Origin of the sequence: Rhizobium sp. ZW T2_16 (assembly GCF_044987325.1) — a bacterium.
Classification (GTDB): Bacteria; Pseudomonadota; Alphaproteobacteria; order Rhizobiales; family Rhizobiaceae; genus Neorhizobium; species Neorhizobium cellulosilyticum.
In genome coordinates this window covers 251,678-265,732 of record NZ_JBJDRG010000005.1, presented here as the reverse complement: position 1 = coordinate 265,732, position 14,055 = coordinate 251,678, and the positions used below count along the sequence as shown (strand labels likewise).

Sequence of the window (14,055 nt, the reverse complement as noted above, 5' to 3'; positions counted from 1 at the left end):
GGCCGAACAGGTCGAGCCGATGCGGGTTGATACGGCGAAGATCACCGCGCCGCAAGGTTACACCATGGCGATCGAAAAACTCGAGGATTTCGATCGCGACCTTTCTACCGTTGTTGACCCGGTCCCGGAAGGATCCGGCAACGAATTCCCCATGTTCCGCCACGGCCGCCAGCTCGCGCACGATCCGCACCATCTCCGCCGTGGTTTCGCGGGTGAAGAAGTGGTCGTGGCGGATCTGGTCGACACGACCGAGCCGGGCACAAAGTTTCAGCACACGCCGTATCTCGCGCTCTTCGACGCCGATCAGTTCGACAAGATCGCGCACGCGCGGCGGGCGGAAACGGTTTTCACCGGTCAGATACGGCAGAATTTCGGAATAGAGTGCTTCTTCCTCCTCCCCCAACTGCGCCACATGGGTGGGCAAGCGTAGAAACGCGCCCTCAAGCACGATATTGCCGATCGCGGCTTCGACACGCATGACGGCGAGGAAAGCAGGTGCTGGAAGGCGCGGCGTCATAGCCATGCGCAGCCGCTCGCGGCCTTGGCCCTGCAACTCCGGGTTTTCCGCGTGGAAGGTCGTCAACAGTTCGATCAGTTGCGTGGAAAAGGCCCCGCGATGGGCGGCCGACATGGCGTAACCGACACCTCCAGCTTCGACCAACACGATACCGGCTGCGTCCGTCACGGTCGTCAATTGCGGTGGTGCCATCGCACGGTCGCGGGCAAATGCGTCGAGATCGACCAGGTAGGGCGCGGTATCCAGCAATGCGGCAAGCTGTTCGGCTGCAGTGGGCCTGCTCGCGGCCGCCAACTGTTCTAGCCGCTCAGGCGTGCGCCGTTTTCTGGCGGGCGGCCTCAGGTCGATGAGAGATCCACCACCTATGGTGCGTTGAGCCGAAACATCGCGCAGGATGAAACGATCTCTAACCGCTGCTGCAATCGCACGATCGAGCACAAGCTGCACGCGAGCGGTCGTGCCCGGCGCCACCGGCCCTTCGAGCGGCACTATGCGCACTCCGGTCTCGACGCTTTCATGATGAAAACGCGCCGAAAACCACTGGCCGATCGCCTTGGGCTCGTTCGCCAGCACCGAGAGCTCGGCATCGATCCGGTCAGTCGGAGCGTGCAGGAGAGGGTCGACCACCATGTCGCCGCGATGAATTGCATCCTTGGCGATCGCCTCACCGGCGAGATTGAGCGCGCAGCGTTGTCCGGCAAACCCGCGCTCGACCTTCTGGTTTTGCGCGTGGATGGAGCGGATACGGGCCGACAGGCCCGAAGGCGAGACGGTAACCGCATCGCCGATCGCAACCGAACCGGAAAGAACCGTGCCAGTGACGACGGTGCCGGCACCCGAAAGCGTGAAAGAACGATCGATGGCAAGACGGAAGCGGCCGTCAATCGCAGTCTCGACAGTTGCCCGCTCGGCCTCGGCAAGGATCGACTTAAGCTCCTCGATACCTTGGCCCGTCAGCGCAGAGACCGGCAGGATATCGATACCGCTCAGGCGCGTGGGGGCAAGCAGGGCCTGGATCTCATTGGAAACCGTGGCGGTCCGCTCTTCATCCGCCAGATCAGCCTTGGTCAGCGCAACGATACCACGGTCGATACCGAGCAGGTCCAGAATGGCGAGATGTTCTCGGGTCTGCGGCATGATCCCGTCATCGGCCGCCACCACCAACAGCGCGTAGTCAATTCCACCTGCACCCGCCAGCATGGTGTGGATGAAACGCTCATGGCCGGGCACGTCGATAAAACCGGTGACGACATCGCCTGAAAACTTGGCATAGGCAAAACCAAGATCAATGGTGATGCCGCGCGCCTTTTCTTCCTTCAGCCGGTCGGCGTCGGTACCGGTCAGCGCCTTAACAAGCGCCGTCTTGCCGTGATCGATATGGCCTGCGGTTCCGATGATCATGACTTGCCTCGCGCGGCGATAATCTCCGAGAGCGGCAGTTTCGCGCGGCGTTCAGCTTCCGTCGTCTCGGCCAACGTGAGGTTTTCGCGAGCCGCGTTCAGAAACGGCTGGGCAAGAGCGCTGCCGCCATTCAGGGCACGAAGCAGCCATGCGAGTGCATCAACGCGGTCGGCCGGCATTCCTGCACCCATATGGTAGGCAGCTCCCAGCATGGCCTGCGCATCCGCATCATCACCCGCGGCTCCCTTGCGCCACCAGTAGACGGCCTGTGCCGGATCACGTTCGACACCGAGCGCATTGTGGTAGAGCATGCCGAGGCGGGTCATAGAGGCCGCGATGCCGGCTTCGGCTGCCTGTTCGGCCCATGACTTTGCCTCTGCAGGATCGGACGGGATGATCTCGCCTTCGAGCAGAAGCCAGCTCAGCATATCCTGAGCCGGGGCATCTCCCTGTTCCGCGGCAAGGCGATAAAGCTTTGCTGCCCTTGCCGGATCCGCATCAGACCCGATTGCGTCGGAACCCTGCATGTAGAAGGCCGCGCAGTTACGCTGGCCAACAGGATCGCCGGCTTCAGCTGACAATGTCAGCCATTTCAGCGCCAGCGGCCGGTCGGATGCCACACCGAGACCTTCGGCAAAACAGGCCCCGATATTGTTCTGGGCACGGGCATTGCCCGCACGAGCGAGCGGCTCCCAAAGCGCCAACGCCGTTTCGTAATCGCCGGCATTGGCCGCAGCCAGAGCACGCTCCATCTCGACAGAAACCGTATCAGCCGCAGTTTCCGCCGCCTTGCCGCGCAGCCGGTCAAGCCAACGCATGACCGGTCCCCTCGGAAAGGCTCGCGATGAAGGAATTTTCATCGGTAAGGCAACGCAGATCCAGCACCATGGCGCCATCCTGCAACCGTCCAAGGATCGGCCGCGGCAACGAGCGGAACAGTGATGCCAGTGCTTCCAGCGCACTGCCTGATGCGGCAGTGATCCGCAACCCGGCACTCGGGACAGTATCGACCGGCAGCGCCCCGGAGCCGATCTGGCTCGAGCACGGACAGATCTCGACACCGTAACCTTGTCGCTGCAGCAGCGATGTGACTTGTGGCAACAGACGCTCCGCTTGCGCCCGGATTTCCGGCTGCTTGCGTGACAGCATGCGCAGCGTCGGCAGGCGTTCGCCCAGTCGATCCGGATCACGATAGAGTTTCAGCGTTGCGGCAAGCGCTGCGATGCGGATCTTGTCGACCCGCAGTGCCCGCTTCAGCGGGTTGCGGTTGATTTCGGCGATCAGGTGCTTGCGGCCGACGATGAAGCCCGCCTGCGGCCCGCCAAGCAGCTTGTCGCCGGAAAACGTCACGAGATCGGCGCCTTCCACTATAGCCTCGCGCACGGTTGGCTCCTTGGCGAGCCCGTAGCGAGAAAGATCGACCAGCGTGCCGGATCCGAGATCGTTCAGCAGCGCAACCCCCAGATCCCTGGCGATCCTCGCAAGCTCGGCACCCTCGACCTCCGCCGTAAACCCTTCGATCCGGTAGTTGGAAGTGTGAACCTTGAGGATCAGCGCAGTCTCAGGCCCGACCGCCTTGATATAGTCGCGCGGATGCGTGCGGTTGGTCGTGCCGACTTCTACTAGCTCAACGCCAGCGCGCTCCATGATGTCGGGCATTCGGAATGCGCCGCCGATCTCGATCAGCTCACCGCGTGAAACGATCGCCTGACGCCCGGCACCGATCGCATTGAGCGAAATCAGCACGGCCGCCGCATTGTTGTTGACGATCGTCGCGTCCTCGGCTCCGGTCAGTTCGCAAAGAAGCTCGCGCAAATGGCTGTCTCGTTCACCGCGCCTGCCGGTATCGAGATCGAATTCGAGCGCTGCCGCATCCCGCATCGCGTCGACTGCCGCGGCGATTGCTTCTTCTGCAAGCAGCGCGCGACCGAGATTGGTATGAAGCACCGTGCCTGTGAGATTGAAGAGAGGCCGCAGATTGGACTTTTCCAGATAACCGAGGCGGCTGATGAGCGAGGCGAGCACACCCGCCTCATCGGGAACCTCGGCGCCGGCCTTCACCGCTTCCCGGATATCGACAAGCACGCCCCTCAACTCGTCGGTCACCACGCCGCGGCCATGGCGCTCGATCAGAGGCGCAATTGAAGGCAGGTTCATCATCCGGTCGACGGATGGCAGATGGCGAAGATCGGCTAATCCCGGCATCGGCTCAGTATCCGATCAGGAAGGGATTGAAGCCCGCACGGCGATAATCGGTTTCCTTCATCAAAATGTCGAGGCCGAGGCTTGAAACATCGTCGGCAATCACTTCCAGCGTCGGGTTCTTGTTCTGATAGAGGATCTTGCTCCAGCTGTTACAGCTATCGCAGGTTTCGGCCTTGATCACGGAGTCCTCGCCACCATCGATTTCAACCGCGCGATAGCCAACACCCTTGGTCGAGCCGCAGGCGAGGCATTTCACCCGAACTTCGTTCCACATCGTCGCGCAGCAGGAGCAGCAGGCGTAACGCGCTCCTTCCGCCCCCTGCACGCCGATCACCATGGATCCGGCCGGTTTGCCGCCACAGGATGGGCAGACACCGACGGATACCGGTACCAGCGCCTTGCCATCAAGCGTGGCGGCAAGGCGTGCCGCATGAACCTGCGTCGCGGCGGCGACATAGAGGTGATGCGCAAGGCTTTCCACCGGCAGGCTGTCAGTGATCACGTTCTCTGCCATCCAGGCAAGCGTATCGTCATCGGCGGAACGAACCGCTTTCAGCGCTTCCGCCGCAGCTGCCGGCATTTCCAGAGCCTGCGCACGATCGAGGAAAAGCCTCACGGTCTTGCGATAATCGTCCGACAGGATCATCGCTGAACGATCGATCGGCGGCATGGCACCTTCGCGAGCACGCGCAGCTTGCCCGGTTTCGATCGGCTCTAAAGGCGCCAGCTCGGAAACGAGATCGGCCTGAATGCGCGCGATACCGGCAAGAAATTTGAGATAAGGAGCGAGATTGCTGGTTTCGGCCAACACCTCGAAGCGTGTAGCCCGTTCCTTGAACAAGCGGGCCGGGTGCGGCATCAGGGCAAAAGGCGCCTTGGAAATGCCCCCGATCATAGATGGATCGGGCTGTAGGGATGATACGGACATTCTACCTCGCGGGGCCGACCGGCCACAGCTTCCTGTCGCGCGTTGTTTCGAAGGCAGACAGCCTCGAAGAACAGATGCGTCGTTGAAACCTAAGGGGCGTCGCACGCATGGGCGCGCAACGCCCTTCCTTGTTATTCTGCCGGATCGATCCTGCCGCGTCCAGCCATGTCCTTGAACCACTTGCGATGGTGGCGCCAGGCCCAGCCGCCGGTCACGGTTCCGCGCGTCATGGCGCTGATCGTGCCGCGTGTCCAGATAGCCGCATAGACATGCAGGATGAAGACCAGGATAATGGCAACGGCGGCAAGTGAGTGGACCAGAAGTGCCACACGCTGGGTCGGTATGCTGGTCAGCAAACCAAAATACTGTTCCCAGGCCATGATGCCGGTGGCAATCAGCACGATAATGAGCGCCGCCATGCCCCAGAAAATGAACTTCTGGCCGGCATTGTATTTGCCGAGTTCCGGCAATCGCTCCTCATGTCCGCCGATCACGTCACCGATCTGCGAGGCCCATTTCACGTCATCCCGGTTGGGCAGGTTCAGCTTCCACAACTGCGCGAACAGGATGAAGAAGGAGATGAAAAGCACGATGCCGATCCACGGGTGGATCCAGCGCGTCATCTGCCCCCCGCCGAAGAGGTCGGTCAGGAAAAACAGCGACGGGTGGAACATGGCAAGGCCGGACAACAGCAGCAGGATCAGGCTGATCGCAGTGACCCAGTGATTGATGCGTTTGCCGATGCCGTAGCGAACGACTTCGACCGGCGGGCCACGTCGGATCGTGTCTTCGGCACCCGCCTTGGCAGCTGCGACGTTGGCAGAGGTGTTATCCGCTAGACTGCTCATCAGGCGTCCTCCTCACGCTTGTCGGCGTGATCAACGGCTTCCTGCGCTTCCTGTTCCTCGTGTTTCGACACGCGGTTGGCCTTGGCGAACAGGCCGTGCAGGATCGTGCCTGCCGCAGCAAGCCCCATCACTGCGAGACCGGCATATTTGGTCGCACCCTTCCACGTCTGCACGACGGCGGAAATGGCAGGGTTGTCCGGCAGGTCCGCATAGATATGCGGCTTGTCGTTATGGTGCAGCACATACATGACGTGCGTGCCGCCGACGCCCGGTGGGTCGTATAGACCGGCGTTGGCATAACCGCGCGACTTCAGATCTGCGATCCGGCCTTCCGCATGTTTCTTCATGTCTTCCTTGGTGCCGAAGACGATCGCCTGTGTGGGACAGGCCTTGGCGCAGGCCGGGCCTTGGCCCACGGCAACGCGGTCGGAACAGAGCGTGCATTTGTAAGCCCTGTGATCCGTCTTCGAGATGCGGGGAATGTTGAAGGGACAGCCCTTCACGCAATAACCGCAGCCGATGCAATTCTCATGCACGAAGTCGACGATGCCGTTCGAATACTGCACGATCGCGCCCGGCGACGGGCAGGCCTTCAGACAGCCCGGATCGGCACAATGCATGCAGCCGTCCTTGCGAATCAGCCATTCCAGATTGTCGGTCTCCGGGTTCACCCATTCGGTAAACCGCATGAGCGTGAACATGTCGGCGGAAAGATCGTGCGGGTTCGTATAGACCCCGACGTTTTCGCCGATAGCCGGATTGGTGTCGTTCCACTCAACGCAGGCCGATTGGCAGGCCTTGCAGCCGATGCATTTTGAAACGTCGATGAGCTTTGCGACGGGAGTGAGCTGCCGCTCAGGTTGCGGCAGCTCGGATGTGGCAGAGCGACGGATGAGGTCACGCTGCGTCAGGTTGGTTTCCATCGGCTGCACCGGCGGATTGCTGACGGCGGTGCGCGGGCTGTCCATGGTATTGGCCATCAGACGCTTGCCTCCTTGTCCTTGGGTGCGGTCGAAGGTTCGATATTGACGAGGAACGCCTTCGATTCCGGAGTTTCGATATTGGCGTCACCGACAAAGGCCGCGAGCGAATTCGGGCCGAAACCCTTCTTCGCCGAACCGGTAAAGCCCCAGTGCAGCGGAATACCGACGATATGCACCGGCTTTCCGTCGCAGATGAGCGGCCGGATGCGCTTCGTCACCACGGCCTTGGCCTTGATCGAACCACGTTTGGACCATACCCGGACCCAGCCGCCATGCTCGATTTTCTTTTCCGCAGCCAGCTCTTCCGAGATTTCCACGAAGAATTCCGGCTGAAGCGCCGAGTTCACCCGGTTGTGCTTCGTCCAGTAGTGGAAATGTTCGGTCAGACGGTAGGAGGTCGCCGCATAGGGGAACTCCGCCGACGTACCGAGCTGTTCGGCGTCCGACTTGAACACGCGGGCAACCGGGTTGCCGCGCATCTTGCGATTGAAGACGTTTTCGACCGGGCTTTCGAACGGCTCCATGTGTGCCGGGAACGGACCGTCACGCATCATGCCGCGAGCGAACAGACGCGAAACACCTTCCTGGTTCATTATGAACGGGCCGACATCCTGCGGTTTCGCCGTCGGCGAAATGTCGGGAACGTCATAACCCGTCCACTTGGAACCATCCCATTCGAGCAGCTTGCGGGTCGGATCCCAAGGCTTGCCGTTAATATCCGCGGATGCACGGTTGTAGAGCGTGCGGCGGTTCAGCGGCCAGGCGAAAGTCCAGCCCAGATAGGCGCCGGTATCGTCCGGATCGTGGTTGTCACGACGACCCATATTATTGCCCTGCTCGTTCCAGCAGCCGGAATAGATCCAGCAGCCGGCCATGGTCGAGCCGTCGTCGCGAAGCTGCGAGAAGTTGACCACCTGCTTGCCGGCAGCAACCAGAACCTTGCTCGGATCGGTCGGGTCCATGAGATCGCTCAGCGCGCGGCCGTTGATCTCCTTCGCCAGCTCTTCCGCCGTCGGTTCGTTCTCGTCTTCGTAAGCCCAAGACAGGTTGAGGATAGGATCGGGGAAAGCACCGCCTTCCTTGCGATACAGTTCCCGCATGCGCAGGAAGATCTGGGCTATGATCCAGCTGTCGTGCTTGGCTTCGCCCGGAGGCGAGCTTGCCTGCCAGTGCCACTGCAGCCAGCGGCCCGAATTGGTGAGCGATCCGTCTTCCTCGGCAAAGCAGGTCGACGGCAGCTGGAACACTTCGGTGTTGATGGATGCGGTGTCCACGTCGTTGAAGTCGCCGTGGTTTTCCCAGAACCGTGAGGTCTCGGTTTCCAGCGGGTCCATGGTGACCATGAACTTCAGCTTCGACAGAGAAGACGTGATCTTGGCCCGGTTGGGGAAGGCGAGGATCGGGTTGAAACCCTGGCAGATATAGCCGTTGACCTTGCCGCTGTTCATCAGTTCGAACATGCGAAGGACATCGTATGCCGGAACGTCGAGTTTCGGTATGTAGTTGAACGCCCAGCCATTTTCGGCCGTCGCAGCGTCGCCCCACATGGCCTTCTGGAACGAGACCATGAACTTCTTGTAGTTCTGCCAGTAGCTGGTCTGCCCCGGACGAAGCGGCTTGAACTGGCGCGTCGACATGTAGGTCTCGAAGTCGGTGTCCTTCTCAGTCGGCATCGTCAGATAACCGGTGAGGAGATGGGACATCAGGCCGAGGTCCGTCAGACCCTGGATATTCGAGTGGCCACGAAGCGCGTTCATGCCGCCACCGCGTACACCGATATTGCCAAGGATCAGCTGCAGCATCGCCATGGCGCGGATGTTCTGCGAACCCTTGGAATGCTGGGTCCAGCCTAGCGCATACATCGACGTCATTGTCTTGGTCGGTTTAGAGCATTCCGAGATCATCTCGGCAACCTTCAGGAATTTCTCCTTCGGCGTGCCGCAGACCTGTTCGACCAGTTCCGGCGTGTAAGGGGCGAGATGCTCCTTCAAGAGGTTCCAGACGCAACGGGGATGCTCAAGCGTCGGGTCGGTCACGGCAAAGCCGTCATCGCCCATGACATAATCCCAGGTGGATTTGTCGTAGTCGCGCTTTTCTTCGTCATAGCCGGTAAACAGGCCATCCTTGTAGCCGAAACCGTCTTTCACGATGAACGAGGCGTTGGTGAACGCCTTCATGTATTCCCACTGCACCTTGCCGTTATCGATGCAATATTTCATCACACCATTGAGGAAGGCGATGTCGGAACCCTGGCGGATCGGCGCATAATAATCCGATACGGAGGCCGTACGGGTATAGCGCGGGTCAACGACGATCAGCTTGGCGCCGCGATGGGCCTTTGCTTCCGTCACCCATTTAAATCCACAGGGATGCGCTTCCGCCGCGTTGCCGCCCATGACGACGACGAGGTCGGTATTCTTGATGTCGGTCCAAGCATTCGTCATTGAACCACGGCCAAAAGTTGGGCCCAAACTGGACACCGTGGGGCCGTGTCAGACGCGTGCCTGATTATCGAAACCGACTATACCTATGGACTTGGCGAACTTGAAAGTTGCCCAAGCCGTTTCGTTGGAGGTGGCCGACGCTGCGAGCATACCCGTCGTCGTCCAGCGATTGACATCCAGTCCCTTCTCGTTCTTGGCGAGAAAGTTGGCGTCGCGGTCGTCCTTCATCAGCCGCGCGATGCGGTCGAGAGCCTCGTCCCAGGACATGCGTTCGAATTTGTCCGAACCGGGCTTGCGATGCATCGGGTAGAGGAGGCGAGTCGGCGACTTTACAAAGTCCTTTAGCGCCGCCCCCTTGGGACAGAGCGTCCCGCGATTGGTGGGGTGGTCGACATCGCCTTCGATGTGCATAACTTCCGCATTGTCACCCTTGCGCACATCACCCTTGGAATAGATGATGATGCCGCAAGCGACGGAACAGTAAGGACAGGTCTGGCGGGTTTCCGTGGTTGTGGCCAGCTTGAATGGCCGCACATGAGCGATTTCAGCAGCTTCAGCTTCGCTAAAACCCAACGCGCCCATGGAAGTCGCCGCAACCCCTGCCCCGGTGAGCTTCAAAAAGCTGCGCCTCGAGAGGTCCATATTCATTGTGAACTTTTCTCCATTCTAAAAGAACGAACCAGGTGCGACATTATGCCGGAGCCACCTCATGTCAAGTTAACGGCGACCTGAGTGCCGACATTGTGACGGATTTCGACAAACAACGTTCCAGCGCCTTACTTTTCGCCTTAACTCGATAAAAAACGAAGGTTTTTCTACTTCCGGGCATTCGTTAGTGGAATCGTCCTCGACACTTTTGACCGGCGCTCTAGCTTTCCTGCGAACCACTTCATCAAACGCGCCGGCATTGCGGCCGGTTCCAGGAAATCAGGGAAGCTCCGATGTCGCTCACCACTAAGTTTGCGGGCTTTATACTCGCCTTGTCCCTCTCCGCCACGGCGGCATCGGCACAGGTCGTCGTCTCGTCGAAGATCGACACCGAGGGCGGCGTGCTCGGCAACATCATCCTGTCGGTGCTGAAGGCCAACAATATCGAGGCGACCGACCGCATCCAGCTCGGTGCGACGCCGGTTCTGCGCAAGGCGATTACGGCCGGCGAGATCGACATCTATCCGGAATATACCGGCAACGGCGCCTTCTTCTTCGAAAAAGCCGATGATCCGGCATGGAAAGATCCGGTACAAGCCTATGACACGGTGAAGAAGCTCGATCTCGACGCAAACAAGATTGTCTGGCTGACACCCTCACCCGCCAACAATACCTGGGGCATCGCCGTGCGTCAGGATGCTGCGGATGAAAACAAGCTCAAAACGCTCTCGGATTTCGGCAAGTTCATCGCCGGCGGCGGCGATATCGTTCTTGCCGCATCGGCCGAATTCGTAAATTCGGCAGCCGCCCTTCCTGCTTTCCAGACGACCTACGGCTTCAAGCTCAAGCCCGAGCAGCTGATCACGCTTTCGGGTGGCGACACGGCAGCAACGATCGCAGCAGCAGCCAACCAGACGAATGGCGCCAATGCGGCCATGGTCTACGGCACGGATGGCGGCATCGCGCCTTCCGGCCTCGTGGTGCTCGATGACGACAAGAAGGTTCAGCCGGTCTATCAACCGGCCCCGATCATCCGTAAGGCAACGCTCGAAAAGAACCCGAAGATTGCCGAGTTGCTGAAGCCCGTCTTCGAGAAACTGGATCTCGTGACCCTTCAGGATTTGAACGGCCGCGTTCAGGTGGGCGGCGAGCCGGCCAAGACCGTCGCCGAGGACTTTTTGAAGAAAAACGGCTTCCTCAAGTAAGTCCCGCATAGCTTTAACACCGAGAGAAAGGGCAGCGGCTTGCTCAGAGGGCTGGAAAAGACGGGCGTGCTGATGGGCGCCCTCATCCTGGTTGCGACCTTTGCGCTCCCCTTCATCGTGGTCAAGCCGAACCGTATCCTGCAGGGACAGGGACGCTCGCTGATCGAGGGGCTGCCGTCCGTCTCCGGCATCGCGCTGGCCGCAGCCATGGTGATCGTCGCCGTCTGTCTTCTCATTCGCCTGCCGCCTCTCGCGCGGCTGGCAATCGCGACGGCCGGACTGCTTGCCGCCATTCTGGCTCTCGGAGGAGCGGCGCATGCCGGACTTCCACCAGGCAATACCTATGCCCGGGTATCGCCCGGCTCGGGCTTCTGGCTGCTTCTGTTCAGCCTCTCGCTCGCCTTCATCGACGTCGTCGCCAGGCTCAGGCTTTCACCGGCTGCACGACTGCTGCTGCTGGTCATCGCGGCGACTGTGATCGGCGGCATATTCGCATCCGGCATCCTCGCCGATATCTCGGTGATGAAGGAATATGTGAACCGCTCGGATGCATTCTGGGCCGAGATGTCGCGTCATGCGATGCTGGCGCTCGGCTCCATGCTGGTCGCCTTCCTGATCGGTCTGCCGCTCGGCGTCATCTCCCATCGCATATCATGGCTGCGGGCGGCGGCACTCAACACGCTCAATATCCTGCAGACCATCCCCTCGATTGCCCTCTTCGGCCTTTTGATCCTGCCGCTCGGCTGGGTGGCCGCGCACATACCCGGAGCCGCCGCAATCGGCATTTCCGGCATAGGGACAGCACCCGCCTTCGTCGCACTCGTGCTTTATTCGCTCCTGCCGGTCGTCGCCAACACGGTCGCCGGTCTCGAAAACGTGCCGCGCGAGGCCAATGATGCCGCACGCGGCGCCGGCATGACCGACTTTCAGCGGCTCGTCTCGATCGAGTTCCCCTTGACCTTCCCGAGCCTGCTTGCAGCAATCCGCATCGTCCTGATCCAGAATATTGGCATGGCGACGATTGCGGCGCTGATCGGCGGCGGCGGCATGGGGGTCTTCGTCTTCCAGGGGCTAGGTCAGTCGGCGATGGACCTCGTTCTGCTCGGCGCATTGCCGACCGTCGCCATGTCATTCGTCGCCGCCATCGTCCTCGATGCGCTGGTGGATTTCAGCAGAGCACCCGGCAGCGAGGTCCGCGCCACATGATCGATATCCAGTCCGTCACCAAGCGTTATGGCGGCAAGGCCGTGGTCGACAGCGTCTCGTTCGCGGTCCCCGAGGGCACGATTGCCGTACTGGTTGGCACATCCGGTTCCGGCAAGACGACACTTCTGCGGATGATCAATCAGCTCGTTTCGCAGGACGAGGGCACGATCCTGATCGGCGGGGAAGACACGCGCAACATTCCCGGCCACGAACTGCGGCGGCGTATCGGTTATGCGATCCAGGGCCATGGCCTGTTTCCCCACCGTACTGTCGCCGAAAACATCGCAACCGTGCCGCGCCTGCTCAAATGGGAGAAATCGCGGATCGACGCGCGGGTTGCCGAACTGCTCGATCTCTTCCAGCTCGATCCCGCAGCTTTTGCAAACCGCTATCCGCACCAGCTTTCCGGTGGCCAGCAGCAACGTGTCGGCGTCGCCCGCGCGCTTGCGGCCGAACCGAAAATCCTGCTGATGGACGAACCCTTTGGCGCGCTGGACCCGGTTCTGCGCAGCAAGGCGCAGGACGAGCTTCTGGCGATCCAGAAGCGATTCGGCACGACAATCGTCATCGTCACCCACGATATCAACGAGGCTTTCCATCTCGGCGACACGATTGCGGTGATGGACAAGGGCAGGCTCCTGCAATATGGCCGCCCCATCGATCTCCTGAAGGCACCTGCAACATCCTTTGTCGAAGGACTGGTTGGTACATTCGACCGTCCGTTCCGGCTTCTGTCGCTCGACACCTTGGCTGGAATAATCGAACCAGGAGAGGCCGACGGAGAGCCGATCGAGGAGAACCGAACACGACAGGATGCCCTGGCTGCCCTGATGTGGAGCGGCGCGGATACGCTTCCCGTCGTCTCGGATGACGGCAAGCCGCTCGGTCGCGTACGGTTGCAGACACTTTTGCGCCAGGCGGCCAGGCCGCAATGAGCCTTGTTCGCCTTGCACCCCGCATCATTCTTCTCTTCCTACTGGTTGGCTTTCTCGCCTCACCGGAGAGTTTCGACTTCGCCTTCAAGCCCCTGGTTCAGGCCAATGCACCGGCAATCTACAATCAGGGCGATCTTGCCGCTCTGACGCTGCTACATGCGCGCATGGTGTTCTTCGCAACTCTGCTTGCCACGGTGATTGCCGTCGCACTGGCGATCCTCGTCACCCGCCCCTTCGGCGCCGAATTCCTGCCGCTTGCCCGAGCGATAGTGAATATCGGCCAGACCTTTCCTCCGGTCGCCGTGCTGGCACTGGCCGTCCCGGCCATGGGCTTCGGCAATGGACCGACGCTGGTCGCGCTGTTTCTCTACGCGCTTCTGCCGATTTTCGAGAACACGATGACGGCGCTGACGACCGTGCCGCGGAACATCATCGATGCCGCCAAAGGCAATGGAATGACACGCTCTCAGATTTTCCGCCAGATAGAACTGCCGCTCAGCCTGCCGATGATCGTCGGCGGCATCAAGATTTCGACCGTCATCGGTTTCGGCACCGCCACGATTGGCTCCACCGTGGCGGCAAAGACACTCGGTGAAGTCATCATCGCAGGACTGCAGTCGAACAACCTCGCCTTCATCCTGCAGGGCGCGCTTCTCGTCGCCGCCCTCGCAATCCTCGTCTTCGATATTCTGTCGATGCTGGAACGATCGCTGACGAAGTGGAAAGCCGCCTAGA

Annotated in this window: 10 protein-coding genes and 1 pseudogene; 4 read left to right on the top strand and 7 right to left on the bottom strand. The window is 60.6% G+C overall.

What is annotated here, in order from left to right; genetic code table 11:
* Nucleotides 1-4: 4 nt before the first annotated feature.
* The 7 genes and pseudogenes from selB to fdnG form a co-directional block, all read right to left on the bottom strand.
* Nucleotides 5-1,918, bottom strand: a pseudogene (gene selB / locus ACI3K0_RS15955) (selenocysteine-specific translation elongation factor); the annotation flags it as partial.
* The gene (locus ACI3K0_RS15950) at nucleotides 1,915-2,736 is read right to left on the bottom strand and encodes a tetratricopeptide repeat protein (protein WP_404945618.1); all 822 of its coding nucleotides are present in this window, start codon (nucleotides 2,734-2,736) and stop codon (nucleotides 1,915-1,917) included. The pseudogene selB and the gene ACI3K0_RS15950, both read right to left, overlap by 4 nt.
* The gene (selA, locus tag ACI3K0_RS15945; protein WP_148145064.1) at nucleotides 2,723-4,123 is read right to left on the bottom strand and encodes an L-seryl-tRNA(Sec) selenium transferase; all 1,401 of its coding nucleotides are present in this window, start codon (nucleotides 4,121-4,123) and stop codon (nucleotides 2,723-2,725) included. The genes ACI3K0_RS15950 and selA overlap by 14 nt, the downstream gene beginning before the upstream one ends.
* Nucleotides 4,124-4,127: 4 nt before the next feature.
* Nucleotides 4,128-5,051, bottom strand: coding sequence for a formate dehydrogenase accessory protein FdhE (gene fdhE / locus ACI3K0_RS15940; RefSeq protein ID WP_183685753.1), 924 nt, complete (start codon nucleotides 5,049-5,051; stop codon nucleotides 4,128-4,130).
* A gap of 131 nt (nucleotides 5,052-5,182) precedes the next feature.
* Entirely contained in the window at nucleotides 5,183-5,899 is a 717-nt protein-coding gene (locus tag ACI3K0_RS15935; protein ID WP_206826827.1) for a formate dehydrogenase subunit gamma, read from the bottom strand.
* A complete protein-coding gene (fdxH, locus tag ACI3K0_RS15930; RefSeq protein WP_404945617.1) occupies nucleotides 5,899-6,879 on the bottom strand; it encodes a formate dehydrogenase subunit beta in 981 nt (326 codons plus the stop codon). The genes ACI3K0_RS15935 and fdxH overlap by 1 nt, the downstream gene beginning before the upstream one ends.
* Nucleotides 6,879-9,974: a formate dehydrogenase-N subunit alpha gene (fdnG, locus tag ACI3K0_RS15925; protein ID WP_183685751.1), complete on the bottom strand. Its 3,096-nt coding sequence runs from the start codon at nucleotides 9,972-9,974 to the stop codon at nucleotides 6,879-6,881. The genes fdxH and fdnG overlap by 1 nt, the downstream gene beginning before the upstream one ends.
* Before the next feature lie 293 nt (nucleotides 9,975-10,267).
* Between fdnG and ACI3K0_RS15920 the strand changes: the two genes are divergently transcribed.
* The 4 genes from ACI3K0_RS15920 (at nucleotide 10,268) to ACI3K0_RS15905 (ending at nucleotide 14,054) form a co-directional block, all read left to right on the top strand.
* Nucleotides 10,268-11,179, top strand: coding sequence for an ABC transporter substrate-binding protein (locus ACI3K0_RS15920; RefSeq protein ID WP_404945616.1), 912 nt, complete (start codon nucleotides 10,268-10,270; stop codon nucleotides 11,177-11,179).
* Nucleotides 11,180-11,251: 72 nt separating this feature from the next.
* On the top strand, nucleotides 11,252-12,385 hold the full coding sequence (locus tag ACI3K0_RS15915; protein ID WP_404945647.1) for an ABC transporter permease: 1,134 nt from the start codon (nucleotides 11,252-11,254) through the stop codon (nucleotides 12,383-12,385).
* Nucleotides 12,382-13,320 (top strand): ATP-binding cassette domain-containing protein, encoded by a 939-nt coding sequence (locus tag ACI3K0_RS15910; protein ID WP_206826824.1) that lies wholly within the window; start codon nucleotides 12,382-12,384, stop codon nucleotides 13,318-13,320. The genes ACI3K0_RS15915 and ACI3K0_RS15910 overlap by 4 nt, the downstream gene beginning before the upstream one ends.
* On the top strand, nucleotides 13,317-14,054 hold the full coding sequence (locus ACI3K0_RS15905) for an ABC transporter permease (protein WP_404945615.1): 738 nt from the start codon (nucleotides 13,317-13,319) through the stop codon (nucleotides 14,052-14,054). The genes ACI3K0_RS15910 and ACI3K0_RS15905 overlap by 4 nt, the downstream gene beginning before the upstream one ends.
* Nucleotide 14,055 lies beyond the last annotated feature (1 nt).